This is a genomic window from Streptomyces sp. NPDC093591, assembly GCF_044764885.1.
Lineage (GTDB): Bacteria > Actinomycetota > Actinomycetes > Streptomycetales > Streptomycetaceae > Streptomyces.
The window spans coordinates 208,463-233,649 of the sequence record NZ_JBIWIY010000002.1 but is presented as its reverse complement, the minus strand read 5'-3'; the positions used below and the strand labels follow the sequence as shown (position 1 = coordinate 233,649).

Annotated in this window: 20 protein-coding genes; 18 read left to right on the top strand and 2 right to left on the bottom strand. The window is 69.9% G+C overall.

Annotation, left to right across the window (positions count from 1 at the left end; translation table 11 throughout):
- Positions 1 to 233 precede the first annotated feature (233 nt).
- Positions 234 to 845: a beta-class carbonic anhydrase gene (locus ACIREI_RS04455; protein WP_403327256.1), complete on the bottom strand. Its 612-nt coding sequence runs from the start codon at positions 843 to 845 to the stop codon at positions 234 to 236.
- A gap of 365 nt (positions 846 to 1,210) precedes the next feature.
- On the opposite strand from ACIREI_RS04455, the gene rsmH reads away from it, so the two are divergent.
- The 16 genes from rsmH to ACIREI_RS04375 all read left to right on the top strand — a co-directional run bounded on the left by rsmH (position 1,211) and on the right by ACIREI_RS04375 (position 19,074).
- On the top strand, positions 1,211 to 2,212 hold the full coding sequence (rsmH, locus tag ACIREI_RS04450) for a 16S rRNA (cytosine(1402)-N(4))-methyltransferase RsmH (RefSeq protein WP_403327254.1): 1,002 nt from the start codon (positions 1,211 to 1,213) through the stop codon (positions 2,210 to 2,212).
- Between the two features lie 78 nt (positions 2,213 to 2,290).
- Positions 2,291 to 2,860 (top strand): septum formation initiator family protein, encoded by a 570-nt coding sequence (locus tag ACIREI_RS04445; RefSeq protein WP_403327252.1) that lies wholly within the window; start codon positions 2,291 to 2,293, stop codon positions 2,858 to 2,860.
- Positions 2,861 to 2,865: 5 nt separating this feature from the next.
- Positions 2,866 to 4,815: a peptidoglycan D,D-transpeptidase FtsI family protein gene (locus ACIREI_RS04440; RefSeq protein WP_403327250.1), complete on the top strand. Its 1,950-nt coding sequence runs from the start codon at positions 2,866 to 2,868 to the stop codon at positions 4,813 to 4,815.
- 172 nt (positions 4,816 to 4,987) lie between these two features.
- Positions 4,988 to 6,514, top strand: coding sequence for a UDP-N-acetylmuramoyl-L-alanyl-D-glutamate--2,6-diaminopimelate ligase (locus tag ACIREI_RS04435; protein WP_403327249.1), 1,527 nt, complete (start codon positions 4,988 to 4,990; stop codon positions 6,512 to 6,514).
- Positions 6,515 to 6,518: 4 nt separating this feature from the next.
- Positions 6,519 to 7,934, top strand: a complete 1,416-nt coding sequence (gene murF / locus ACIREI_RS04430) for a UDP-N-acetylmuramoyl-tripeptide--D-alanyl-D-alanine ligase (RefSeq protein ID WP_403327247.1) — start codon at positions 6,519 to 6,521, stop codon at positions 7,932 to 7,934.
- Positions 7,934 to 9,004, top strand: coding sequence for a phospho-N-acetylmuramoyl-pentapeptide-transferase (gene mraY, locus ACIREI_RS04425; protein ID WP_403328037.1), 1,071 nt, complete (start codon positions 7,934 to 7,936; stop codon positions 9,002 to 9,004). The genes murF and mraY overlap by 1 nt, the downstream gene beginning before the upstream one ends.
- Positions 8,986 to 10,410, top strand: coding sequence for a UDP-N-acetylmuramoyl-L-alanine--D-glutamate ligase (gene murD, locus ACIREI_RS04420; RefSeq protein WP_403327245.1), 1,425 nt, complete (start codon positions 8,986 to 8,988; stop codon positions 10,408 to 10,410). The genes mraY and murD overlap by 19 nt, the downstream gene beginning before the upstream one ends.
- A gap of 103 nt (positions 10,411 to 10,513) precedes the next feature.
- The gene (ftsW, locus tag ACIREI_RS04415) at positions 10,514 to 11,875 is read left to right on the top strand and encodes a putative lipid II flippase FtsW (RefSeq protein WP_403327243.1); all 1,362 of its coding nucleotides are present in this window, start codon (positions 10,514 to 10,516) and stop codon (positions 11,873 to 11,875) included.
- Positions 11,876 to 11,881: 6 nt separating this feature from the next.
- Positions 11,882 to 12,973 carry an undecaprenyldiphospho-muramoylpentapeptide beta-N-acetylglucosaminyltransferase gene (murG, locus tag ACIREI_RS04410; RefSeq protein WP_403327241.1) on the top strand — a complete coding sequence of 364 codons (1,092 nt, stop codon included), beginning with the start codon at positions 11,882 to 11,884 and terminating at the stop codon, positions 12,971 to 12,973.
- Positions 12,974 to 12,998: 25 nt separating this feature from the next.
- Complete coding sequence (locus tag ACIREI_RS04405; protein WP_403327239.1) at positions 12,999 to 13,796, top strand: cell division protein FtsQ/DivIB; 798 nt, start codon at positions 12,999 to 13,001, stop codon at positions 13,794 to 13,796.
- Between the two features lie 291 nt (positions 13,797 to 14,087).
- Positions 14,088 to 15,311, top strand: coding sequence for a cell division protein FtsZ (gene ftsZ, locus ACIREI_RS04400; RefSeq protein ID WP_403327237.1), 1,224 nt, complete (start codon positions 14,088 to 14,090; stop codon positions 15,309 to 15,311).
- Positions 15,312 to 15,321: 10 nt separating this feature from the next.
- The gene (gene pgeF, locus ACIREI_RS04395; protein ID WP_403327236.1) at positions 15,322 to 16,050 is read left to right on the top strand and encodes a peptidoglycan editing factor PgeF; all 729 of its coding nucleotides are present in this window, start codon (positions 15,322 to 15,324) and stop codon (positions 16,048 to 16,050) included.
- A 6-nt stretch (positions 16,051 to 16,056) separates the two neighbouring features.
- Positions 16,057 to 16,776 (top strand): YggS family pyridoxal phosphate-dependent enzyme, encoded by a 720-nt coding sequence (locus ACIREI_RS04390; RefSeq protein ID WP_403327234.1) that lies wholly within the window; start codon positions 16,057 to 16,059, stop codon positions 16,774 to 16,776.
- Between the two features lie 130 nt (positions 16,777 to 16,906).
- Complete coding sequence (locus ACIREI_RS04385; RefSeq protein WP_031483359.1) at positions 16,907 to 17,548, top strand: cell division protein SepF; 642 nt, start codon at positions 16,907 to 16,909, stop codon at positions 17,546 to 17,548.
- Positions 17,549 to 17,600: 52 nt separating this feature from the next.
- Positions 17,601 to 17,888: a YggT family protein gene (locus tag ACIREI_RS04380; RefSeq protein WP_004001943.1), complete on the top strand. Its 288-nt coding sequence runs from the start codon at positions 17,601 to 17,603 to the stop codon at positions 17,886 to 17,888.
- A 55-nt stretch (positions 17,889 to 17,943) separates the two neighbouring features.
- Positions 17,944 to 19,074: a DivIVA domain-containing protein gene (locus ACIREI_RS04375; protein ID WP_403327231.1), complete on the top strand. Its 1,131-nt coding sequence runs from the start codon at positions 17,944 to 17,946 to the stop codon at positions 19,072 to 19,074.
- A gap of 395 nt (positions 19,075 to 19,469) precedes the next feature.
- Here ACIREI_RS04375 and ileS read toward each other — a convergent pair whose 3' ends face one another.
- Positions 19,470 to 22,607 (bottom strand): isoleucine--tRNA ligase, encoded by a 3,138-nt coding sequence (gene ileS / locus ACIREI_RS04370; RefSeq protein WP_403327229.1) that lies wholly within the window; start codon positions 22,605 to 22,607, stop codon positions 19,470 to 19,472.
- A gap of 604 nt (positions 22,608 to 23,211) precedes the next feature.
- Between ileS and ACIREI_RS04365 the strand changes: the two genes are divergently transcribed.
- Both ACIREI_RS04365 and lspA read left to right on the top strand, forming a co-directional pair.
- Positions 23,212 to 24,498, top strand: a complete 1,287-nt coding sequence (locus ACIREI_RS04365) for a TraR/DksA family transcriptional regulator (protein WP_403327227.1) — start codon at positions 23,212 to 23,214, stop codon at positions 24,496 to 24,498.
- A 70-nt stretch (positions 24,499 to 24,568) separates the two neighbouring features.
- Entirely contained in the window at positions 24,569 to 25,162 is a 594-nt protein-coding gene (lspA, locus tag ACIREI_RS04360; RefSeq protein WP_403327225.1) for a signal peptidase II, read from the top strand.
- Positions 25,163 to 25,187: the final 25 nt, after the last annotated feature.

The window sequence follows — 25,187 nt, the reverse complement described above, 5'->3', positions numbered from 1 at the left end:
GGGCCGACGCTCTACGACGCGGACCGGCCCTCCCCTGGAACACGGACACCACGCATGAAACGTTCCGCGTGTTGTCACACCCGCATTCTTGCTGCCGTTACCGATTCGTGTCACTCGCCTGTGGACAACTGCCTGCGATATGTCGGGTCTTACGGCCTTTTAGGCACGCCGGAGCCGGAATTGACAGCGAAACGACAGGTGCGGCGGATGGTTACGCGGGCCCCGTGCGACGGCTAGGCGGGGTCGATCTCGCGCAGCAGACCCGTCTTCACGTCGAAGACGAAGCCCCGCACGTCGTCGTTGTGCAGCAGGAACGGCGAGGTGCGCACGCGCTGCATCGACTGCCGTACGTCCTGGTCGACGTCCCGGAAGGACTCCACGGCCCAGGCGGGGCGCTGGCCGACCTCCAGCTCCAGCTCGGTGCGGAAGTCCTCGGTGAGGGACTCCAGGCCGCAGCCGGTGTGGTGGATCAGGACGATGCTGCGGGTGCCGAGCTTGCGCTGGCTGATGGTGAGCGAGCGGATCACGTCGTCGGTGACGACGCCGCCGGCGTTGCGGATGGTGTGACAGTCGCCGAGCTCCAGGCCGAGCGCGGCGTGCAGGTCGAGACGGGCGTCCATGCAGGCGACGATGGCGACGTGGAGCACGGGGCGGGCGTCCATACCGGGGTCGGTGAAGGCGGACGCGTATCGCTCGTTCGCCTCGACGAGGCGGTCGGTGACCGTGCCGCGGTCGGCTATCGCACCTTGGGGACCAGCGGGAACCGATGCAGAAGTCGTCATACCCATGACGGTACTGGTCACGGCCGAAACGGTCTCGCTGTGAGAGGGGACAAAGAACGCCATCGAGCCTTGTTGTGAGCTAACCCACAGGGGTGGCGTGATTGCGCCCATACGAGCGATTTTCCGCACTGCGCGGCTTCGCCCGAACCCGAATCGGCGACGCGCAGGCCGGTTGATTGACCGCGAGACAGGGTGGACTAAAGTGACGCGAAGCGGGAGGCGAGAACTCTCCCTGCTGGACTGTTTTTCCCCGGAGACCCCCGCGACTGCCGGAGATCTCCCCACGTGCGCGGCGCGTACGTACGGCTCGGCCTCCTCCCGCTCCCGGCCGGCTGACGCTTCCGGCGCCGGCAGGCCTCCCCTTCACGAGCGGGCGGGGACCCGGCGGTGCGTACCGCCTCGCCGGATCTGAGAGGGCCCAGGATCAAATGGTGCGCGAAGCGCATTCGAACAAGGGTGGTGGTGGGCGACAGGAGGGACAGAGTCGACATGTCCCGGTGATGCTCCAGCGGTGCCTGGACCTGTTGGCCCCCGCTCTGCAGCGGCCGGGAGCGGTGGTCGTCGACTGCACGCTCGGGCTCGGCGGCCACAGCGAGGCTCTCCTTCAGCAGTTCCCCGAGGCGCGGCTCGTCGCCCTCGACCGCGACAAGGAGGCCCTGCGCCTGTCCGGCGAGCGGCTCGCGCCCTTCGGTGAGCGCGCCACCCTCGTCCACGCGGTCTACGACGAGCTCCCCGAGGTCCTCGACAGGCTCGGCATCGCGCGCGTGCAGGGCGTCCTGTTCGACCTCGGCGTCTCCTCCATGCAGCTCGACGAGGCCGACCGCGGCTTCGCCTACGCCCAGGACGCCCCCCTCGACATGCGCATGGACCAGACGACCGGCGTCAGCGCCGCCGAGGTCCTCAACACCTACCCGGCCGGCGAACTCGTGCGGATCCTGCGCGCGTACGGCGAGGAGAAGCAGGCCAAGCGGATCGTGGGCGCCATCGTGCGCGAGCGCGAGAAGGAGCCGTTCAGCAACAGCGCGCGGCTCGTGGAGCTGATCCGCGACGCCCTGCCGCAGGCCGCCAAGCGCACCGGCGGCAATCCGGCCAAGCGCACCTTCCAGGCGCTGCGCATCGAGGTCAACGGCGAGCTCTCCGTCCTGGAGCGGGCGATCCCGGCCGCCGTGCAGGCCCTCGACGTCGGCGGACGGATCGCCGTCCTGTCGTACCACTCGCTGGAGGACCGGCTGGTCAAGCAGGTGTTCGCGGCCGGCGCCGCCACTACCGCCCCGCCCGGGCTGCCCGTGGTACCCGAGCAGTACCAGCCAAGGCTCAAGCTGCTGACCCGTGGTGCCGAACTTCCCACCGAGGAAGAGGTCGCCGAGAACCGGCGCGCGGCACCGGCCCGCCTGCGGGGGGCCGAGCGGATCAGGGAGTCCATCGAATGAGGCGCGTGAGGCAGGGGCGGCTGTCCGGGTCCAGGATTCAAACCCATGAGTTGGAGAACCGGACTCGGGGGAGGACGAGTGAGTAGGAAACCCGAACTGAGGGGTCGGGCGGCCCGGCTCGCGCGGCTCTTTCCCACCGGTGGCGGGCAGGCCGCCCGAGCCCCCTTCGTCCTCCTCGTCGTCGTCCTCCTCGGCGGCGGCCTGATCGGGCTCCTCGTGCTGAACTCCGCACTCAGTGAAGGCGCGTTCGAACTCGACGACCTGAAGAGGGACACGAAGTCCCTCACCGACGAGGAGCAGTCCCTCCAGCGGGACATCGACGCCTACTCCGCCCCCGACGCCCTCCAGCGCCGCGCGCAGGAACTCGGCATGGTCCCCGGCGGCGACCCCGCCTTCCTCGGCCCCGACGGCACGGTCAAGGGCTTCCCCAGCCCTGCGCCCGCCGACCGGACCGGCTACGTCCCCCTCGTCCTCGCCCCCGAGGCCCTCGTCAGCGAGCCCACGGAGCCCCCGGCCCCCACCACTGCGGCCCCCGAGGTACCTCAGTACACGGCCCCCGAAGCCACTTCGGCAGTGCCTCAGTACGCAGCCCCCGAGCAGTTCGTCCCGTCCGCCCAGTCCTCCACGTATCCGACCCCCGGCAGGTGACGGAAGTGCCAGACAGGGAACCGCCGCGCCGCCGCGTGCCCGGACCCGCGAAGCCCGCCCGCTCCGGCGGCGCCCAGCGGCGCCCGGGCCCCGCGGCCCGCCCGGCACGGTCGCGCCCCATGCCCCCCGCCAAGATCCGCCTCGGCAGCCCCCGGCCCCGGCTGCGCATGGTCAGCCTGGCCCTGACCCTCGTCCTGATCGCCTTCGTCGTACGGCTGCTCCAGGTGCAGGCCGTCGACGCGAGCACATACGCGGCCAAGGCCGAGAAGAACCGGTACGTCGGCTACACCCTGGCCGCCGTGCGCGGCGGCATCACCGACCGCAACGGCGTGGCGCTGGCGACCAGCGTGGACGCGTACGACATCACGGCCGACCCCACGCTCTTCAGCCGCGAACAGCTGAAGATCGACGACGGCCCCGAGCAGGCGGCCGCCCTCCTCGCGCCGATTCTCGGCCAGGAGCCGGAGAAGATCATCAAGAAGCTCCGGCCCGCCAACAAGAACCTGCGCTACACCCTGCTGGCGAGCCGCCAGACCCCACAGGTCTGGAAGCAGATCAAGGACCTGAAGTCCGCGCTGGCCACCAAGGCCGAGACCGACAAGAGCACCGTCAACGTCCTCGCGGGCGTCCTGTCGGTCGCCAGCAGCAAGCGCGTGTACCCGAACGGCGATCTCGCCGCCGGGATACTGGGCTGGGTCAACGCCGACGGCAAGGGCGGCGGCGGTATCGAGCAGCAGCTGAACAAGCAGCTGTCCGGCAAGGACGGCGAGATCCGCTACGCCCAGTCCGGCGGCCGCCAGGTGCCCACCGCGGGCTCCACCGAGACGCCCGCCGTGCCCGGCAGCGACGTCGAGCTCACCATCGACCGCGACATCCAGTGGGCCGCGCAGAACGCGATCACCGAGCAGGTGGAGGAGTCCAGGGCGGACCGCGGCTATGTGATCGTCCAGGACACCCGCACCGGCGAGATCCTCGCCATGGCCAACTCGCCCGGCTTCGACCCGAACGACCTCTCCGCGGCCAGCGGCGAGAACATGGGCAACGCGGCCGTCCAGGACGCCTACGAGCCCGGCTCCACCGCGAAGGTCATGTCGATGGCCGCCGTACTGGAGGAGGGCGTGGCCACGCCCGGCACCTATGTCGTCGTACCCAACCGGCTGCACCGCGGCGACCGGCTCTTCAAGGACGACATCGACCACGCGACCTGGTACCTGACGCTCAACGGCGTCCTCGCCAAGTCCAGCAACATCGGCACCATCCTGGCCACCGGCCAGCTGGGCAGGACCCAGGCGCAGGTCAACAAGGTGCTCTACAAGTACCTGCGCAAGTTCGGCCTCGGCAGCTATACCGGGCTCGGCTTCCCCGGCGAGACCCGTGGCATCCTCGCGGCCCCGGACAAGTGGTCGACCTCCCAGCAGTACACGATTCCTTTCGGCCAGGGTCTGTCCCTCAACGCGATGCAGGCGGCCTCCGTCTACTCGACGATCGCCAACGGCGGCGTACGCGTCGAACCCACGCTGGTGCGAGGCACCCAGGGTCCCGACGGGCAGTTCACCCCGGCCAAGGAGCCCAAGAAGACCAGGGTCATCAGTGCGAAGACGGCGAAGACCCTCGCCCAGATGCTGGAGTCGGTCGTGGACGACAAGGAGGGCACCGGCACCAAGGCGCGCATCCCCGGCTACCGGGTCGCGGGCAAGACGGGTACGGCGAACCGCGTGGATCCGGCCACCGGCAAGTACCGCGGCTACACGTCGTCGTTCGCCGGTTTCGCGCCCGCGGACAAGCCCCGCGTCACGGTCTACTGCGCCATCCAGAACGCCACCGCGGGCAATTACTTCGGCGGCCAGATCTGCGGCCCCATCTACAAGAAGGTGATGGAGTTCGCCCTGAAGACCCTCCAGGTCCCGCCGACCGGTGCCAAGCCCGCGAAGCTCCCGGTCTCCTACAAGCCCTGACCACCCTGATCAGCACCGAGCAGCCAGGAACCACCTCGTGACAACGATCACCCCCGACTCCGGGAACCAGGGGGCGTCCCGCCCCTCACTTCGCTCCGAAGCGGGTGCGCCCGGTACGCTCACCGCCGTGCCACACGCTGATCAGTCCCAAACCACCCAGAAGGGGCATCCCGTGACGTATCCCGGGCCGCCCAGGCCGGCGCAGGTGTCCGCCACACCCCTCGCGGAACTCGCCGATCAGCTGGGTGCCGCCGCGCCGGACCGCGCGGACGCCGTCGAGGTCACGGGCATCACCCATGACTCGCGCGCCGTCCGCCCCGGCGACCTGTACGCCGCCCTCCCGGGCGCCCGCCTGCACGGCGCCGACTTCGTCACGCAGGCCGCCGGCCTCGGCGCGGCCGCCGTGCTGACCGACCCGACCGGCGCCGAGCGTGCCGCGGCGACCGGCCTGCCGGTCCTGGTCGTCGACGACCCACGCGGGCTGATGGGCGAGCTGGCGGCCACGATCTACGGCCACCCCGGCCGCGACCTCCTCCAGATCGGCATCACCGGCACCTCCGGCAAGACCACCACGGCGTATCTCGTCGAGGGCGCCCTGAAGACCGCCCGCACCACCGGCCTCATCGGCACGGTCGAGATGCGCATCGGCGACGAGCGCATCAAGTCCGAGCGCACCACCCCGGAAGCCACCGACCTGCAGGCCCTGTTCGCCGTCATGCGCGAGCGCGGCGTCGAGGCGGTCGCCATGGAGGTCTCCAGCCACGCGCTGGTCCTCGGCCGGGTCGACGGCTGCGTCTTCGACATCGCGGTCTTCACCAACCTCAGCCCGGAACACATGGAGTTCCACTCCGACATGGAGGACTACTTCCGGGCCAAGGCGCAGCTGTTCACCCCGAAACGCAGCAAACTCGGCGTCGTCAACCTCGACGACGAGTACGGCCGCAGGCTGGCCAAGGAAGCCACCGTCCCGGTCGTCACCTTCTCCGCCGAGGGCCACCCGGACGCCGACTGGCGCGCCGAGGACGTTGAAGTCGGCCCCATGGACTCGACGTTCACCGTGATCGGCCCCAAGGGCGAGCGGATCGCCGCCCGGTCGCCGATCGCGGGCCCCTTCAACGTGGCGAACACCCTCGCCGCCGTCACCGCCCTGGCCGCCGCCGGCCTCGACGCCCAGGCCGCCGCCGACGGCATCGCCGCGGTGCCGGGCGTGCCGGGCCGCCTCGAGCGGGTGGACGCAGGGCAGCCGTATCTCGCGGTCGTGGACTACGCCCACAAGACCGACGCCGTCGAATCGGTGCTCAAGGCGCTCCGCAAGGTCACCGAGGGCAGCCTGCACATCGTGCTCGGCTGCGGCGGGGACCGCGATGTGACCAAGCGCGGGCCGATGGGCGCCGCCGCGGCCCGGCTCGCCGACACCGCCGTACTGACCTCCGACAACCCCCGCTCCGAGGACCCCCTCGCGATCCTCGCCACCATGCTCCAGGGCGCGGCGTCCGTACCGGCTCACGAGCGCGGCGAGGTCCAGGTCTTCGAGGACCGGGCCGCCGCCATCGCCGCGGCCGTCGCCCGTGCCCGGCCCGGCGACACCGTGCTGGTCGCCGGCAAGGGCCATGAGCAGGGCCAGGACATCGCCGGAGTGGTCCGTCCCTTCGACGACCGCCTAGTGCTTCGCGAAGCTATCCAGAAGACCCAGGGATGAACTTGTGATCGCCCTCTCTCTCGCCGAGATCGCTGAAGTCGTCGGCGGGCAGACGTACGACATACCGGATCCGTCCGTCCAGGTCACCGGACCGGTCGTCCGGGACTCCCGTGAAGTGGAGCCCGGCACCCTCTTCGCCGCCTTCGTCGGTGAGCGCGTCGACGGCCACGACTACGCCCGGCAGGTCGTCGAAGCGGGCGCGGTCGCCGTACTGGGGTCGCGCCCCGTCGGCGTTCCCGCGATCGTCGTGGCGGACGTCCAGAAGGCCCTCGGCGCCCTCGCCCGCCATGTCGTACGACGGCTCGGCGCGACCCTCGTGGCCCTGACCGGCTCGGCCGGCAAGACCAGCACCAAGGACCTGATCGCCCAGGTGCTCCAGCACAAGGCGCCCACCGTGTGGACGCCGGGCTCCCTCAACAACGAGATCGGGCTGCCGCTGACCGCCCTGAGCGCCACCGAGGAGACCCGGTTCCTCGTCCTGGAGATGGGCGCCCGCGGTATCGGCCACATCCGCTACCTCGCCGATCTGACGCCCCCGAAGATCGGCCTCGTGCTCAACGTCGGCACCGCCCACATCGGCGAGTTCGGCGGCCGCGAGCAGATCGCGCAGGCCAAGGGCGAGCTCGTCGAGGCCCTGCCGTCGGCGGACGACGGCGGCGCCGCGATCCTCAACGCCGACGATCCCCTCGTACGGGCCATGGCGTCCCGTACGAAGGCGAAGGTGGTCCTTTTCGGAGAGTCAGGCGAAGCGGACGTACGCGCCGAGAACGTGAGACTCACGGACAGCGGACAGCCTGCTTTCACTCTTCACACACCCTCCGGTGCAAGCGATGTGACCATGCGCCTGTACGGTGAGCACCACGTGTCGAACGCGCTCGCCGCGGCCGCCGTCGCCCATGAGCTGGGCATGTCCGCGGAAGAGATCGCCACCGCGCTCTCCGAGGCGGGCTCCCTCTCCCGCTGGCGGATGGAGGTCACCGAGCGCCCGGACGGCGTGACGGTCGTCAACGACGCCTACAACGCGAACCCCGAGTCCATGCGGGCCGCCCTCCGGGCGCTGGCAGCCATGGGCAAGGGGCGGCGGACCTGGGCGGTGCTCGGCAAGATGGCCGAGCTCGGGGACGAGGCGCTCGCCGAGCACGACGCGGTCGGGCGGCTCGCCGTCCGGCTCAATGTCGGCAAGCTCGTCGCGGTCGGGGGCAGGGAAGCGTCCTGGCTGCAACTGGGCGCATATAACGAGGGTTCGTGGGGTGAGGAGTCGGTGCACGTGTCCGACGCACAGGCGGCGGTCGACCTGTTGCGCAGCGAGTTGCGCCCGGGGGACGTCGTGCTCGTGAAGGCGTCCCGTTCGGTGGGGTTGGAGAGCGTCGCCGAGGCGCTGCTCGGGACCGGTGCCGAGGGTGAGGTTGCCGCCCGATGATGAAGCAGATCCTGTTCGCAGGAGTCATTGGTCTCTTCCTGACCCTGATCGGCACCCCCTTGCTGATCAAGCTCCTCGCGCGCAAGGGCTACGGCCAGTACATCCGCGACGACGGCCCGCGCGAGCACGCCAGCAAGCGCGGTACGCCGACGATGGGCGGTATCGCCTTCATCTTCGCGACGGTGGCCGCCTATTTCCTGTCCAAGCTCATCACCGGCTACACCCCGACCTACTCGGGTCTGCTCGTGCTGGGTCTGATGGTCGGCATGGGCCTGGTCGGCTTCCTGGACGACTACATCAAGATCGTCAAGCGGCGTTCGCTGGGCCTGCGGGCCAAGGCCAAGATGGCCGGCCAACTGCTCGGCGGTATCGCCTTCGCGGTGCTCTCGCTGCAGTTCGAGGACGCCCGCGGCAACACCCCGGCGTCCACGAAGCTGTCGTTCATCACCGACTTCGGCTGGACGATCGGCCCGGTGCTGTTCGTCGTCTGGGCGCTGTTCATGATCCTCGCGATGTCGAACGGCGTGAACCTGACCGACGGTCTGGACGGTCTGGCCACCGGCGCCTCCGTGCTCGTCTTCGGCGCCTACACCTTCATCGGCGTCTGGCAGTTCCAGGAGTCCTGCGCCAACGCGCAGACCCTGACCAACCCCAACGCGTGTTACGAGGTACGAGATCCACTCGACCTGGCCGTCGTCTCCGCCGCCCTGATGGGCGCCTGCCTCGGCTTCCTGTGGTGGAACACGTCGCCGGCCAAGATCTTCATGGGTGACACCGGTTCGCTCGCGCTCGGCGGTGTGCTCGCCGGTCTCGCGATCTGCTCCCGCACCGAGCTGCTGCTCGCCATCCTCGGCGGCCTGTTCGTGCTGATCACCATGTCGGTGGTCATCCAGGTCGGCTCCTTCCGCCTCACCGGCAAGCGCGTCTTCCGGATGGCGCCACTCCAGCACCACTTCGAACTCAAGGGCTGGTCAGAAGTGCTCGTAGTGGTCCGCTTCTGGATCATTCAGGGCATCTGTGTGATCGTCGGACTGGGCCTCTTCTACGCGGGATGGGCAGCGGACAAGTGACCGACTGGCAGGGGAAGAACGTCACCGTCGCCGGGCTCGGCGTCTCCGGGATCCCGGCGGCCAAGGTGCTGCACGGCCTCGGCGCCAAGGTCACCGTCGTCAACGACGGCGACGACGCACGCGCGCGTGCCCAGGCCGCCGAGCTGGAGGCACTGGGCATCACCGTCCGCCTCGGCGACGGGGCGACCCTGCCCGAAGGCACCGAACTCATCGTCACCGCGCCCGGCTGGAAGCCGGACAAGCCGCTGTTCGCGGCGGCTCATGAAGCAGGCGTTCCGGTCTGGGGCGACGTGGAGCTGGCCTGGCGGCTGCGCGGCCCCGACGCCGCGCCCTGGCTCGCCGTCACCGGTACCAACGGCAAGACCACGACCGTCCAGATGCTGGCCTCCATCCTGAAGGCGGCCGGCCTGCGCACGGCCGCCGTCGGCAACATCGGCGTCTCGCTCCTCGACGCGGTGCTCGGCGAGGAGCAGTACGACGTCCTCGCGGTGGAACTGTCCAGCTACCAGCTCCACTGGGCGCCTTCCCTGCGCGCCCACTCCGCCGCCGTGCTGAACCTCGCCCCCGACCACCTCGACTGGCACGGCTCCATGGAGGCGTACGCCAAGGACAAGGGCCGTATCTACGAGGGCAACCGCGTCGCCTGCGTCTACAACGTCGCCGACAAGGCCACCGAGGACCTGGTGCGCGAGGCCGACGTCGAGGAGGGCTGCCGGGCCATCGGCTTCACCCTCGGCACCCCGGGCCCCTCCCAACTCGGCGTCGTCGAGGGCATCCTCGTCGACCGCGCCTTCGTCGAGAACCGACAGAAGAACGCCCAGGAGCTCGCCGAGGTCGCCGACGTCAACCCGCCGGCCCCGCACAACATCGCCAACGCCCTCGCGGCAGCGGCCCTCGCCCGGGCCTACGGGGTGCCCCCCAAGGCCGTACGCGACGGGCTGCGGGCCTTCACCCCGGACGCCCACCGCATCGCGCACGTGGCGGACGTGGACGGGGTCGCGTACGTCGACGACTCCAAGGCCACCAACACGCACGCGGCCGAGGCCTCGTTGGCCGCCTACGAGTCCATCGTGTGGATCGCGGGCGGGCTCGCCAAGGGCGCGGTCTTCGACGAGCTGGTCGCCAAGTCGGCAAAGCGACTTCGCGCGGCCGTGCTCATCGGCGCGGATCGCGGCCTGATCCGTGAAGCCCTCGCGCGACACGCGCCGGAAGTACCCGTCGTCGACCTCGACCGGACCGACACTGGGGCGATGCTCGCGGCAGTCCAGGAGGCGAAGCGGCTCGCACAGCCCGGCGACACGGTGCTCCTTGCCCCGGCCTGTGCCTCGATGGACATGTTCGCCAACTACAACCAGCGCGGTGACGTGTTCGCGGAGGCGGTTCGCGAACTCGGCGCGGGCGCCTGACGCCGGGTCTCGGCCACTGCGGGTGCTTCGGGACCCTTGGAGGGACGCGTGACTCGGATGTGGCTGGACGGTACGCACGCCCACGGCGGGGCGGTGAGCGCCGATGCCCGGTAGCCGTACGGGACGACCCCCCGTCCAGCGGGCCGTCCGGCGTCCCGTCGCTCCCGGGCCGCCGCGCGACAACCCCGTACGACGGCTCCACACGCGCCTGCACCGGGCCTGGGACCGTCCGCTGACCGCGTACTACCTGATCCTCGGCGGCAGCCTGCTGATCACCGTGCTCGGTCTGGTGATGGTCTACTCGGCCTCACAGATCACCGCGCTGCAGATGTCGCTGCCGGGGTCGTACTTCTTCCGCAAGCAGCTGCTGGCCGCGGCGATCGGCACCGGGCTGCTGCTCGCCGCCTCCCGGATGCCCGTGAAGCTGCACCGGGCGCTCGCCTACCCGATCCTCGCCGGTGCCGTCTTCCTGATGGCACTCGTGCAGGTCCCCGGGATAGGAGTCGCGGTCAACGGCAACCAGAACTGGATCGCCCTCGGCGGCTCCTTCCAGATCCAGCCCAGCGAGTTCGGCAAGCTGGCGCTGGTGCTGTGGGGCGCCGACCTGATCGCCCGCAAGCAGGACAAGAAGCTGCTGACCCAGTGGAAGCACATGCTGGTGCCGCTCGTGCCGGTCGCCTTCATGCTGCTCGGGCTGATCATGCTCGGCGGTGACATGGGTACGGCGATCATCCTGTCGGCGATCCTGTTCGGCCTGCTGTGGCTGGCGGGGGCGCCGACCCGGCTGTTCGTGGGGGTGCTGTCGGTCGCCGGCGCGATCGGCGTGCTCCTCATCAAGAGCAGCGAGAACCGCATGGCCCGCCTGCAGTGCCTCGGCGCCACCGAGCCGCGCAGCGGCCTGGTCGACTGCTGGCAGGCGGTGCACGGCATCTACGCGCTCGCCTCCGGCGGAATCTTCGGTTCCGGACTGGGTGCGAGCGTGGAGAAATGGGGGCAACTCCCCGAAGCCCACACGGACTTCATCTTCGCCGTCACCGGTGAGGAACTGGGCTTGGCGGGGACGGTGTCGGTGCTCGCCCTCTTCGCGGCTCTAGGCTATGCGGGTATCCGCGTGGCCGGACGCACGGAGGACCCCTTCGTGAGGTATGCCGCGGGAGGCGTGACCACCTGGATCACGGCGCAAGCCGTGATCAACATCGGTGCGGTGCTCGGCCTGCTGCCGATCGCCGGCGTCCCCCTCCCGCTGTTCTCCTACGGGGGATCCGCCTTGCTGCCGACCATGTTCGCCATCGGGCTGCTGATCGCCTTCGCACGCGACGAGCCCGCTGCGCGGGCAGCGCTTTCTGCGCGGCAACCCCGCTTTGGTAGAAAGCGTGCGGGAGGCGCCGGCCGCGGCCGGGAGCCTCGGAGATGGAACACGATGCGACGGCGTGCCTCGGCGGCGCGTTCGTCCGGAGAGCGGTGAATTTCGGTGCATGTCGTACTCGCCGGTGGGGGGACCGCCGGCCACATCGAGCCCGCGCTCGCCCTCGCGGACGCCCTGCGCAGGCAGGACCCGACCGTGGGGATCACGGCCCTGGGCACGGAGCGGGGCTTGGAGACCACGCTCGTTCCGCAGCGGGGCTATGAGCTCGCGCTGATCCCCGCCGTCCCGCTGCCGCGCAAGCCGACGCCCGAGCTGATCACCGTGCCGGGCCGGCTGCGCGGCACGATCAAGGCGACCGAGCAGATCCTGGAGCGCACGAAAGCGGACTGCGTCGTCGGTTTCGGCGGCTATGTCGCCCTGCCCGGCTACCTCGCCGCCAAGCGCCTCGGTGTGCCGATCGTCATCCACGAGGCCAACGCCCGCCCGGGCCTGGCCAACAAGATCGGTTCGCGGTACGCCGCCCAGGTGGCCGTCTCCACCCCGGACAGCAAGCTCCGCAACTCGCGCTACATCGGCATCCCGCTGCGCCGGACCATCGCCACCCTCGACCGGGCCGCCGTACGCCCCGAGGCCCGCGCCGCGTTCGGGCTCGACCCGAACCTGCCCACGCTGCTGGTCTCCGGCGGCTCGCAGGGCGCCCGCCGCCTGAACGAGGTCGTCCAGCAGGTCGCGCCCTGGCTCCAGCAGGCCGGGATCCAGATCCTGCACGCGGTCGGTCCGAAGAACGAACTGCCGCAAGTGCATCAGATGCCGGGGATGCCGCCCTACATCCCGGTAAGTTACCTGGACCGGATGGACCTCGCGTACGCCGCGGCCGACATGATGCTCTGCCGCGCGGGCGCGATGACCGTCGCCGAACTCTCCGCCGTCGGACTCCCGGCCGCCTACGTCCCGCTGCCCATCGGCAACGGCGAACAGCGGCTGAACGCCCAGCCGGTGGTCAAGGCCGGCGGCGGACTGCTGGTCGACGACGCGGAACTCACCCCCGAGTGGGTGCAGCAGAACGTCCTGCCCGTGCTCGCCGACCCGCACCGGCTGTACGAGATGTCCCGCGCCGCAAGCGAGTTCGGCCGCCGGGACGCCGACGACCTGCTCGTCGGCATGGTGTACGAGGCGATCGCCTCGCACCGCCGCTAGGAACGTATGACGGAGGGCAGGGAGCGTGGCCGGACCGACGACCGCCGAGCGCGGTGAACGCCAGCAGGAGTCGTCCGACCCGCCCCTCGCCCGGCGACGGTTGAGGCTGTCGCGCCTTCGTATGATCATCATTCTTGCCGTGCTGCTCGCGCTCCTCGCCGTGGGCTCCGTCTGGCTGCTGTACGGCTCCAAGTGGCTGCGCGTCGAGCGCGTATCCGTCGCCGGTACGCGGGTCCTGACGCCCGCACAGGTCCGCGAGGCGGCCGACGTCCCCCTCGGCGCGCCGTTGATTTCCATCGACACCGATGCGATTGAGGCACGACTGCGCCGGAAATTGCCCCGAATTGACGAGGTTGACGTAGTCCGCTCCTGGCCGCACGGAATCGGCCTGAAAGTGGTGGAGCGTACTCCGGTTCTGATTGTCCAAAGGGGCGGAAAGTTCATCGAAGTGGACGATGAAGGTGTCCGATTCGCCACGGTTTCTGAGGCTCCGAAAGGCGTTCCCGCGCTGGAATTGACGCTGTCTCGGTCGAGCTCCGCCGCCGCGAGCCTGCGCCGCTTCGGCGAGGACCGTCTGGTGCGGGAGGCGGTGCGGGTCGCCGGCGCCATTCCGGCCGCCGTCGCGCGGGTCACCCAGGTCGTCAAGGTCCGTTCCTACGACGACATCTCACTGGAGTTGGGCGACGGCCGGACCGTCGTCTGGGGGAGTGGCGAGAAGGGTGCGGCGAAGGCTCGCACACTCATCGCTCTCATGAAAGCCTCGCCGGATGCGCGGTACTTCGACGTCAGCGTTCCCACCGCCCCTGCGTCATCGGGGAGTTGACGCACATCTGCGCAGGCCAGCACCCTGGTTGGGCAGCGACATGGCTGATCACATAGGGTGAAAAGAAAAACGGGAGGTTCGGCGTGTTCGTTGAACGTGCGCCACTTGTCGACTTAGTGTCCTGTTCAGAAGACTTCAAGGAACAGACACACTGGTAACCCTAAACTTCAGGGTTAGGGTTCGGGTCGGCGCTACGGACCGTCCCATTCGGCATCAGTCGCCGGGTTTCGTGGAGCTACAGCGCTTCCCCGTGATCCGACGACCCGTAACTCGAGGCGAGAGGCCTTCGACGTGGCAGCACCGCAGAACTACCTCGCAGTCATCAAAGTCATCGGTGTCGGCGGCGGTGGTGTCAATGCCATCAACCGGATGATCGAGGTCGGTCTCAAGGGCGTCGAGTTCATCGCCATCAACACCGACGCGCAAGCTCTGTTGATGAGCGACGCCGACGTCAAGCTCGACGTCGGCCGTGAACTCACCCGCGGACTCGGCGCCGGAGCCAACCCGGCCGTCGGTCGCAAGGCCGCCGAGGACCACCGCGAGGAGATCGAAGAGGTCCTCAAGGGGGCCGACATGGTCTTCGTGACGGCCGGTGAAGGCGGCGGCACCGGCACCGGCGGCGCGCCCGTCGTGGCCAACATCGCCCGCTCCCTGGGCGCCCTCACCATCGGCGTGGTCACGCGCCCGTTCACCTTCGAGGGACGGCGCCGCGCCAACCAGGCCGAGGACGGCATCGCCGAGCTCCGCGAAGAGGTCGACACCCTCATCGTCATCCCGAACGACCGGCTGCTGTCCATCTCGGACCGCCAGGTCTCGGTGCTCGACGCCTTCAAGTCGGCCGACCAGGTCCTGCTCTCCGGTGTCCAGGGCATCACCGACCTCATCACCACGCCGGGCCTCATCAACCTCGACTTCGCCGACGTCAAGTCGGTCATGTCCGAGGCCGGTTCGGCCCTCATGGGCATCGGCTCGGCCCGCGGCGACGACCGCGCGGTGGCCGCGGCCGAGATGGCGATCTCCTCGCCGCTCCTGGAGGCGTCCATCGACGGCGCCCGGGGCGTGCTGCTCTCCATCTCCGGTGGCTCGGACCTCGGCCTGTTCGAGATCAACGAGGCCGCCCAGCTGGTCAGCGAGGCCGCCCACCCCGAGGCCAACATCATCTTCGGTGCGGTCATCGACGACGCCCTCGGCGACGAGGTGCGGGTCACCGTGATCGCGGCCGGCTTCGACGGGGGCCAGCCGCCGGCCAGGCGGGACAACGTCCTCGGTTCGACCTCGTCCTCGTCGTCGTCCTCGACCGCGTCCTCGCCCCGCCGCGAGGAGCCCACTCCGGTACGGCAGGCCGAGAGCCGCCCGTCCTTCGGCTCGCTCGGCAGCGTCACGCCGAAGGAGGAGCCCGAGCCCGCCGCGCCGGACCCGGTGGCCGACATTCCGGTCGCCCCGCCGGTGCCGCCGTCGCGGACCTACGCCGACAGCGCGGCGGAGGAGCTGGACGTCCCGGACTTCCTTAAGTGATCCTTCTGACGTGATAGCACAGCGCGACATCGTGAGCGGCGCGCACTTCGCCTTCACCGACCGGTGGGGCGGGGTGAGCGCCGCTCCGTATGAGGAGCTCAACCTCGGCGGAGCGGTCGGTGACGACCCCGAAGCCGTACTGACCAACCGCGAGCTCGCCGCCAAGTCGCTGGGGCTCGGGCCGGGCGAGGTCGTCTGGATGAACCAGGTGCACGGGGCGGACGTCGCCGTGGTCGACGGGCCGTGGCGTGATCGTCCGGTTCCCGACGTCGATGCGATCGTCACCGCACAGCGGGGCCTCGCCCTCGCCGTCCTCACGGCCGACTGCGTGCCGGTCCTGCTGGCCGACCCGGTCGCCGGGGTCGTCGCCGCGGCTCATGCGGGACGGCCCGGCCTGGTCGCCGGGGTCGTCCCGGCCGCGCTACGCGCGATGACGGAACTGGGCGCCGACCCCGCCCGGATCGTCGCCCGCACCGGCCCCGCCGTCTGCGGCCGGTGCTACGAGGTGCCGGAGGCGATGCGCGCGGAGGTCGCCGCCGTGGAGCCGGCGGCGCACGCCGAGACGAGTTGGGGCACGCCGGCGGTCGATGTGGCCGCCGGGGTGCACGCGCAGCTCGCACGGCGCGGCGTGGATGACCGGGAGCACTCGCCGGTGTGCACGCGGGAGTCGAGCGACCACTTCTCGTACCGACGCGACCGCACCACCGGTCGGCTCGCGAGCTATGTGTGGCTGGACTGAATGGACATGACGGACCGTAAGGACGAACTCGCCGCGAACCTGGCGAAAGTGGAGGACCGGATCGCCGCCGCCTGCGCGGCCGCCGGGCGCGGCCGCGAGGAGGTGACCCTGATCGTGGTCACCAAGACGTACCCGGCGAGCGATGTGCGGATCCTGTCGGAACTCGGTGTGCGACACGTCGCCGAGAACCGCGATCAGGACGCGGCGCCGAAGGCCGCCGAATGCTCGGATCTGCCCCTTGTGTGGCATTTCGTCGGCCAGTTGCAGACCAACAAAGTGCGATCTGTGGTCGGTTACGCGGATCTCGTGCAGTCCGTCGATCGTTCCAAGCTGGTGACGGCCCTGTCGAAGGAGGCCGTACGGCAGGAGCGCGAAGTGGGCTGCCTCATCCAGGTCGCGCTGGATGCGGGAGAGCGCGCAAGGGGTGAGAGGGGTGGTGTGGCGCCGGGCGGGATCGAAGAGTTGGCCGACCTCGTCGTGAAGGCTCCGGGGCTGCGGCTCGACGGGCTCATGACCGTCGCCCCGCTCACCGGGGAGTACGCGGGGCGCCAACAGGCGGCGTTCGAGCGGTTGATGGATTTGTCGACCGCCATGCGCCGAGCTCATCCGGCTGCGAACATGGTGTCGGCGGGAATGAGTGCGGACCTCGAGGAGGCCGTGGCGGCCGGTGCGACACATGTGCGCGTCGGCACTGCGGTACTCGGAGTCCGCCCCAGGCTCGGGTAACGTCGCCAGGAAGTCGGACCACAGCAGAAAATATGGTCAATGTCGCCGAAAAAGGTGGCGTAACGGCCGCGTGGATCGCGGGCATTTGGCAGTCGTCAGTCGATCCACCACAGAGCGGAGGACTCAGAGAATGGCCGGCGCGATGCGCAAGATGGCGGTCTACCTCGGCCTCGTGGAGGACGATGGGTACGACGGCCGGGGGTTCGACCCCGACGACGACTTCGAGCCCGAACTGGACCCGGAGCCCGAGCGGGACCACCGACGGCACGAGCCGTCGCACCAGTCGCACAGCGCACATCAGTCCCAAAGGGACGAAGAGGTGCGAATCGTGCAGCCGCCCGCGCCGCGTGAACCCGTGGCCAGATCGACTTCGCTACCCGCGGAATCCAGCCGTCCGGCGCGCATCGCGCCCGTGGCATCCATCACACAAGAACGCGCAAGCCTGGAGAAGAACGCACCGGTGATCATGCCCAAGGTCGTGTCGGAACGAGAGCCTTACCGGATCACCACGCTTCACCCGCGGACCTACAACGAGGCCCGTACCATCGGGGAACACTTCCGTGAAGGCACCCCGGTGATCATGAATCTGACTGAGATGGATGACACAGACGCCAAGCGACTTGTCGACTTTGCGGCCGGTTTGGTGTTTGGTCTTCACGGCAGCATCGAGCGGGTGACGCAGAAGGTGTTCCTGTTGTCGCCTGCTAACGTCGATGTCACGGCGGAGGACAAGGCCCGTATCGCAGAGGGCGGGTTCTTCAACCAGAGCTGAGACGCACCACCGGAAACAACCGCACGGAACAGGGGAGAGGGAAGCACCAGTCATGAGCGTGGTCTTGCAGGTTCTCTACATCGCGCTGATGGTCTTCCTCATCGTGCTCATCTTCCGGTTGGTCATGGACTACGTCTTCCAGTTCGCCCGCTCGTGGCAACCCGGCAAGGCGATGGTGGTCGTTCTGGAGGCCACCTACACTGTCACTGATCCACCGCTCAAGCTTCTGCGGCGGGTCATCCCGCCGCTGCGTCTCGGGGGCGTGGCGCTCGACCTGTCCTTCTTCGTTCTGATGATCATCGTCTACATCCTGATCACGCTCGTGCGGAGCGCGATGTGAGCGATGTGACAGATACGGTCTTGCCGACTGCCGACGACTACGTTGAGGTGAAGAGATGCCGTTGACCCCCGAGGACGTGCGGAACAAGCAGTTCACGACCGTCCGCCTCCGAGAAGGCTATGACGAGGACGAGGTCGATGCCTTCCTCGATGAGGTCGAAGCCGAACTGACGCGCCTGCTCCGCGAGAACGAGGACCTGCGCGCCAAGCTGGCTGCGGCCACCCGTGCTGCTGCCCAGAACCAGCAGAACATGCGCAAGCCCCCGGAAGGTCCCGGCGGCCCGCAGGACCAGCAGCAGGGCGGCATGCCTCAGCAGGGCATGCGCGGTCCCGGCGCTCCTGTGCCCGCCGGCATATCGGGCCCGCCGCAGCAGCAGATGGGTGGCCCCATGGGAGGCCCGCCCCAGCTGCCCAGCGGTGCTCCGCAGCTGCCCGCCGGTCCCGGCGGTCAGGGTGGCCCGCAGGGTCCCGGCCCGATGGGCCAGGGTCCGGGGCCGATGGGCCAGCCCCCGATGCAGCAGCAGATGGGTGGCCCCATGGGCGGTCCTATGGGTGGCCCCATGGGCGGCCCGGGTCAGGGTGGCCCCGGTGGCGACAGCGCCGCCCGTGTCCTCTCGCTGGCCCAGCAGACCGCCGACCAGGCGATCGCCGAGGCTCGTTCCGAGGCCAACAAGATCGTCGGCGAGGCGCGTTCGCGTGCCGAGGGTCTCGAGCGTGACGCCCGTGCCAAGGCGGATGCCCTGGAGCGGGACGCGCAGGAGAAGCACCGTGTCGCGATGGGCTCCCTGGAGTCCGCCCGCGCCACGCTGGAGCGCAAGGTCGAGGACCTGCGCGGCTTCGAGCGCGAGTACCGCACGCGGCTGAAGTCCTACCTGGAGTCCCAGCTGCGCCAGCTGGAGACCCAGTCGGACGACTCGCTCGCCCCGCCGCGCACCCCGGCCACGGCGTCCCTCCCGCCGTCCCCGGCGCCTTCCATGGCACCGGCCGGCGCGAGTGCCCCGTCGTACGGCGGCAACCAGACGATGGGCGGCGCCCCGTCTCCGGCTGCTCCGTCCTACGGCGGTCAGCAGCAGATGTCCCCGGCGATGACCCAGCCCATGGCACCGGTCCGGCCGCAGGGTCCGTCCCCGATGGGCCAGGCTCCGTCTCCGATGCGCGGGTTCCTCATCGACGAGGACGACAACTGACGGTTGGTAGTACGCCTTAGGCGTCGGCAGCGTTCAGGGCGGGGCCCCGGATTTCGATCCGGGGCCCCGCCCTTTTGCTACGCGTGTTCACGGGGTTTGCGGTGTTTGTTCGGGGGTTGGGTGCGGTGTCCGACGTACACAACGCCGAAGGCCCGGGACCGCCAAGATTTTCTTGGCCGTCCCGGGCCTTCGATGTGCGCGGGGTGGGGGCTGGGCGCGGGTGGGTCGCGCAGCCCGGCGTCGGCGGGGTGCCGCCCTTCTTTGGGTCGGGAGCCCCAGCGGCACGACTGCCCGCAGGCTGTGCGACTCGATCGGGCCGCGGGCTGTGCGGCTCCATGACGCACCGAAGGCCCGACCCTGCAGAAGGGGCCGGGCCTTCGGCGTGCCGCTGGGGCTTACGCCTTGCGCAGGCGGAACGTCAGGGTCAGGCCCTCGTCCGTGAACGGGGAGCCGTAGGTGTCGTCCGCCTCGCCCTGGGCGAAGTCCGTGGCGAGGACCTCGTCGGCGATGAGCTCGGCGTGCTCGCCCAGCGCCGCGATCGTCGCCGGGTCCGTAGCGGTCCAGCGCAGGGCGATCCGGTCGGCCACGTCCAGGCCGCTGTTCTTGCGGGCCTCCTGGATCAGGCGGATCGCGTCACGGGCCAGGCCCGCGCGGCGCAGCTCCTCCGTGATCTCCAGGTCCAGGGCGACCGTGGCGCCCGAGTCGGAGGCCACCGACCAGCCCTCGCGCGGGGTCTCCGTGATGATCACCTCGTCCGGAGCGAGGGTGACCGTCTCGCCGTCGACCTCGACCGACGCCGTGCCCTCGCGCAGGGCCAGGGACAGCGCCGCCGCGTCCGCGTTCGCGATGGCCTTCGCGACGTCCTGGACGCGCTTGCCGAAACGCTTGCCCAGGGCGCGGAAGTTGGCCTTGGCGGTGGTGTCCACCAGGCTGCCGCCCACCTCGGACAGCGACGCCAGCGACGAGACGTTCAGCTCCTCGGTGATCTGCGTGTGCAGCTCGGGGTCGAGGGTCTCGAAGCCCGCGACCGCCACCAGGGCACGGGACAGCGGCTGGCGGGTCTTCACGCCCGACTCCGCGCGCGTGGCGCGGCCCAGCTCGACCAGCCGGCGGACCAGGACCATCTGCTTCGACAGCTCCGGGTCGATGGCGGTGAGGTCCGCCTCCGGCCAGGACGCCAGGTGCACCGACTCCGGGGCGCCCGGGGTGACCGGCACGACCAGGTCCTGCCAGACCCGCTCGGTGAGGAACGGGGTCAGCGGGGCCATCAGCTTGGTCACCGTCTCGACGACCTCGTGCAGGGTGCGCAGCGCCGCCTTGTCGCCCTGCCAGAAGCGGCGGCGGGAGCGGCGGACGTACCAGTTCGACAGGTCGTCGACGAAGGCCGAGAGCAGCTTGCCGGCGCGCTGGGTGTCGTACGCCTCCAGGGACTGGGTCACCTGGTCGGTCAGCGCGTGCAGCTCGGACAGCAGCCAGCGGTCCAGGACCGGGCGGTCGGCCGGGGCCGGGTCGGCCGCGGACGGTGCCCAGTTCGAGGTGCGGGCGTACAGGGCCTGGAAGGCGACGGTGTTCCAGTAGGTGAGGAGGGTCTTCCTCACCACCTCCTGGATCGTGCCGTGGCCCACGCGGCGGGCCGCCCACGGGGAGCCGCCGGCCGCCATGAACCAGCGGACCGCGTCGGCGCCGTGCCGGTCCATCAGAGGGATCGGGTCCAGGGTGTTGCCCAGGTGCTTGGACATCTTGCGGCCGTCCTCGGCGAGGATGTGGCCGAGGCAGACGACGTTCTCGTACGACGACTTGTCGAACACCAGGGTGCCGACCGCCATCAGCGTGTAGAACCAGCCTCGCGTCTGGTCGATGGCCTCGCTGATGAACTGCGCCGGGTAGCGGCTCTCGAAGAGCTCCTTGTTCTTGTGCGGGTAGCCCCACTGCGCGAACGGCATGGAGCCCGAGTCGTACCAGGCGTCGATGACCTCCGGCACGCGCGTGGCCGTCTTCTCGCACTGGGGGCACGCGAAGGTGACGTCGTCGATGTACGGGCGGTGCGGGTCCAGGTTCGACTGGTCGGTGCCGGTCAGCTCGGTGAGCTGAGCACGAGAGCCGACGCAGGTGAGGTGGTCGTCCTCGCAGCGCCAGATGGGCAGCGGGGTGCCCCAGTAGCGGTTGCGGGAGAGCGCCCAGTCGATGTTGTTCTGCAGCCAGTCACCGAAGCGGCCGTGCTTGACCGTGTCCGGGAACCAGTTGGTCTTCTCGTTCTCCTGGAGGAGGCGGTCCTTGACGGCGGTGGTGCGGATGTACCAGGACGGCTGCGCGTAGTAGAGGAGCGCGGTGTGGCAGCGCCAGCAGTGCGGGTAGCTGTGCTCGTACGGGATGTGCCGGAAGAGCAGACCGCGCTGCTGGAGGTCCTCGGTGAGCTTTTCGTCCGCCTTCTTGAAGAAGACGCCGCCGACGAGGGGCACGTCCTCGGCGAAGGTGCCGTCAGGGCGGACGGGGTTCACGACCGGCAGGTCGTACGCGCGGCAGACCTTGAGGTCGTCCTCACCGAAGGCGGGGGACTGGTGGACCAGACCCGTACCGTCCTCGGTCGTGACGTACTCGGCGTTGACCACGAAATGCGCCGGTGCCGGGAACTCGACCAGCTCGAACGGACGTTGATACGTCCAGCGCTCCATCTCGGCGCCCGTGAAGGTCTGGCCGGTGGTCTCCCAGCCCTCGCCGAGGGCCTTGGCGACGAGCGGCTCGGCGACGACGAGCTTCTCCTCGCCGTTCGTCGCGACGACGTAGCTGACCTCGGGGTGCGCGGCCACGGCCGTGTTGGAGACGAGGGTCCAGGGCGTCGTCGTCCACACCAGGAGCGCGGCTTCGCCGGCGAGCGGACCGGAGGTGAGGGGGAAACGGACGTACACCGAGGGGTCGACGACCGTCTCGTAGCCCTGCGCCAGCTCGTGGTCGGACAGGCCGGTGCCGCAGCGCGGGCACCAGGGCGCGACGCGGTGGTCCTGGACCAGCAGGCCCTTGTCGAAGATCTCCTTGAGCGACCACCAGACCGACTCGATGTACTCGGGGTCCATCGTGCGGTAGGCGTCGTCGAGGTCGACCCAGTAGCCCATGCGGGTCGTCAGGTCGGTGAACGCGTCGGTGTGCCGGGTCACGGACTCGCGGCACTTGGCGTTGAACTCGGCGATGCCGTACGCCTCGATGTCCTGCTTGCCGGAGAAGCCGAGCTCCTTCTCGACGGCCAGCTCCACGGGGAGGCCGTGGCAGTCCCAGCCGGCCTTGCGGGCGACGTGGTAGCCGCGCATGGTGCGGAAGCGGGGAAAGACGTCCTTGAAGACGCGGGCCTCGATGTGATGGGCGCCGGGCATGCCGTTGGCGGTGGGCGGGCCCTCGTAGAACACCCACTCGGGGCGGCCCTCGGACTGCTCCAGGCTCTTGGCGAAGATCTTCTGCTCGCGCCAGAAGTCGAGCACGGCGTGCTCGAGCGCGGGCAGGTCGACCTGGGCGGGTACCTGGCGGTACGTCGGCGTTGTCATCAGCGAGCTTCCTCCGGCGGACTTGCTGCCTTCCGTCCGGAGGGACGAGAGCTGTGTCTTTCCGTACGCCGGTTTCGGCGCGCTCCCGCGGTACCACCCTCCTTGGCCCGCCGACGCGGGGTGTGCGTCGGTGAACCCCCTCATTGGGGTCGCGATGCCGGGTCTACCGACCACTGCCGTACGGCTGCGGCTTTCTTCCGGCGGCTCCGGGGTGATCTTCACGTCGCGCTCGCCCCCGGGCTTCCACCGTCCCCGGGTCGCTCTGGGCTGCGTACGCCGCTACTCGTCCCCATCCACGCTTTTCGCTCCGCCCAGTGTACGGCGCCGCACCGACAGCGGCCGACCGGATTTTCGGGGGAGCGAAAGCGGAGGTGCTGTACCGGCCGGGATGACCCGAATGGATCGGTACGCGTGTTCGGATTCTGGGACGTCCGGCTCGGTTGCATACCCGGCGGGGAGCTGGGCACAACGCATGCAGGTCTGCCGCGCGGCATGCGCGAGGCGGGCGAATCGGGCGGTGTGCCCCGTTGCCGCGGGACTCAAGTCGATTTATCGTCCCAGCACGATTCGCGAGCAAGATCACAATATGTGAAGGGGCCGCGGCATGGTGGCGAAGAAGACCGCCGTACAGCAGTCGGCGTCGGGCAGGTCCACCCATGCGAGTGCCTCCGGCGGTACGGGTGCCGGTGCCTCCGGCGGTGCGGCCAAGGATGTGGGCGGGAAGAAGAGTGCGCGGGGTGGTTCCACGGGGGCGCGGGGAGGTTCTTCCGCGGGTGGGCGGGGCGGGAAGCCGGTGAAGACCGTTCGGGGGCCGGTCGGGGGTGGGGCGGAGGAGGCGGCAGGGAAGAGGGCGGGCTCGAAAGCGGCCGTCAAGAAGGTCGGGTCCAAGAAGGCCGGGCCCGGCGGCAAGGGAGTCAAGGAGGCGGCGGCCGAAGAGGCGACCGCGGAGAGAGCGGTCGCGAAGAGGGCGGTCGCGAAGACGGCCGTCGCGAAGAAGGTGGTGGCCAAGAAGGCGACACCCAAGGAAAGCGCGGCCAGGAAGGCGGCCAAGGGTAGCGCGGCCAAGAAGGCCGTGGCCAAGGAAGGTGCCGCCAAGAAGGTGGCCGTGAAGGTGGCCGTCGGGAAGGAAGCAGCCGGGAAGGAAACGGCCGGGAAGGAAACGGCCGGAGAGAAGGCGGCCGGGGACAAGGGCGTCGGCAGGGGTGGGGAGGGGCGCGGTGCTGTGGTGCAGGGCGCCTCCGAGGCGAGCGCCGCCAAGAGGAGCACGTCCAGGACGAGCACCACGTCCAAGAGGGCCGCGGCCAGGAAGAAAGCGGTCGCGGAGCGGGCGGCCGGGAAGAGTGCGGTCGCCGAGAGCAGGGCCAAGAAGGCGGGCGCGGCGCAGGCCGCGGAGCAGACGGGAGCCACGACGGTGGTTGCGAAGAAGACTCCTGGCACGGCCACGGCGGCGAAGACCGCCCTTCCCAAGGCACGCATCGCCGCGGCGGTGGAGCCCGGCGAGCTCGCGGTGCGCCCCGGTGAGGACCCCTGGACCCCGGAGGAGGTCGAGGAGGCACGAGCCGAGCTGATGGCCGAGGTGATGCGGCTGCGCGAGGAGCTCGCGTCGTCCGAGCAGTCCCTGGTCGGTCTGATGCGGGACTCCGGGGACGGGGCCGGCGACGACCAGGCGGACACCGGCGCCAAGAACATCACGCGCGAGCACGAGCTGGCGCTCGCCGCCAACGCGCGCGAGATGCTCACGCAGACCGAGCGGGCCTTGGAGCGGCTCGACGCGGGCACCTACGGACTGTGCGAGAACTGCGGCAACCCGATCGGCAAGGCGCGCATGCAGGCCTTCCCGCGCGCGACCCTGTGCGTGGAGTGCAAGCAGAAGCAAGAACGACGGTACTGACCGGTATCCGGGTGCCGCCGGACGTGTCGTACTCTCGTCCTCAGTCAGGTAACTAGGTTGAAGGACTCACGTGGCAGAGGCGGAGCGCATCATCGGTACGCCGGATACCCCAGAGGCGGCGGGAGCCGAGCCGGAGCAGTCCGACGAGAACGCGAAGGACACGGCCGAGCGGCCCCGGGGCAGGCGTCGGATCGCCGTGCTGTTCGGGGTTGCCGCCTTCGCCTACGCCCTCGACCTGATCAGCAAGATGATCGTGGTCGCCAAGCTGGAGCATCACCCGCCGATCGAGGTCATCGGGGACTGGCTGAAGTTCGAGGCGATCCGCAACGCGGGCGCGGCCTTCGGCTTCGGTGAGGCCTTCACCGTGATCTTCACGGTGATCGCGGCGGCCGTGATCGTGGTGATCGCCCGGCTCGCCCGCAAGCTGTACAGCCTGCCCTGGGCGATCGCGCTCGGCCTGCTGCTCGGCGGTGCGCTCGGCAACCTCACCGACCGGATCTTCCGCTCGCCGGGCGTCTTCGAGGGCGCGGTCGTGGACTTCATCGCGCCCAAGCACTTCGCCGTGTTCAACCTGGCCGACTCGGCGATCGTGTGCGGCGGCATCCTGATCGTGCTGCTGTCGTTCAAGGGGCTGGACCCCGACGGGACCGTCCACAAGGACTGAGGCCCCGGCGGGCCGGGCCGGCCAG

Excerpts from the sequence above, each read along its gene's own strand:
- ileS (WP_403327229.1), bottom strand. The coding sequence starts at position 22,607 with ATGACAACGCCGACGTACCGCCAGGTACCCGCCCAGGTCGACCTGCCC.
- ACIREI_RS04455 (WP_403327256.1), bottom strand. The coding sequence starts at position 845 with ATGGCGTTCTTTGTCCCCTCTCACAGCGAGACCGTTTCGGCCGTGACC.
- ACIREI_RS04380 (WP_004001943.1), top strand. The coding sequence starts at position 17,601 with ATGAGCGTGGTCTTGCAGGTTCTCTACATCGCGCTGATGGTCTTCCTC.
- ACIREI_RS04385 (WP_031483359.1), top strand. The coding sequence starts at position 16,907 with ATGGCCGGCGCGATGCGCAAGATGGCGGTCTACCTCGGCCTCGTGGAG.
- ACIREI_RS04365 (WP_403327227.1), top strand. The coding sequence starts at position 23,212 with ATGGTGGCGAAGAAGACCGCCGTACAGCAGTCGGCGTCGGGCAGGTCC.
- ACIREI_RS04390 (WP_403327234.1), top strand. The coding sequence starts at position 16,057 with ATGACGGACCGTAAGGACGAACTCGCCGCGAACCTGGCGAAAGTGGAG.
- ftsW (WP_403327243.1), top strand. The coding sequence starts at position 10,514 with ATGCCCGGTAGCCGTACGGGACGACCCCCCGTCCAGCGGGCCGTCCGG.
- mraY (WP_403328037.1), top strand. The coding sequence starts at position 7,934 with ATGAAGCAGATCCTGTTCGCAGGAGTCATTGGTCTCTTCCTGACCCTG.
- rsmH (WP_403327254.1), top strand. The coding sequence starts at position 1,211 with ATGGTGCGCGAAGCGCATTCGAACAAGGGTGGTGGTGGGCGACAGGAG.
- ACIREI_RS04375 (WP_403327231.1), top strand. The coding sequence starts at position 17,944 with ATGCCGTTGACCCCCGAGGACGTGCGGAACAAGCAGTTCACGACCGTC.
- murD (WP_403327245.1), top strand. The coding sequence starts at position 8,986 with ATGGGCAGCGGACAAGTGACCGACTGGCAGGGGAAGAACGTCACCGTC.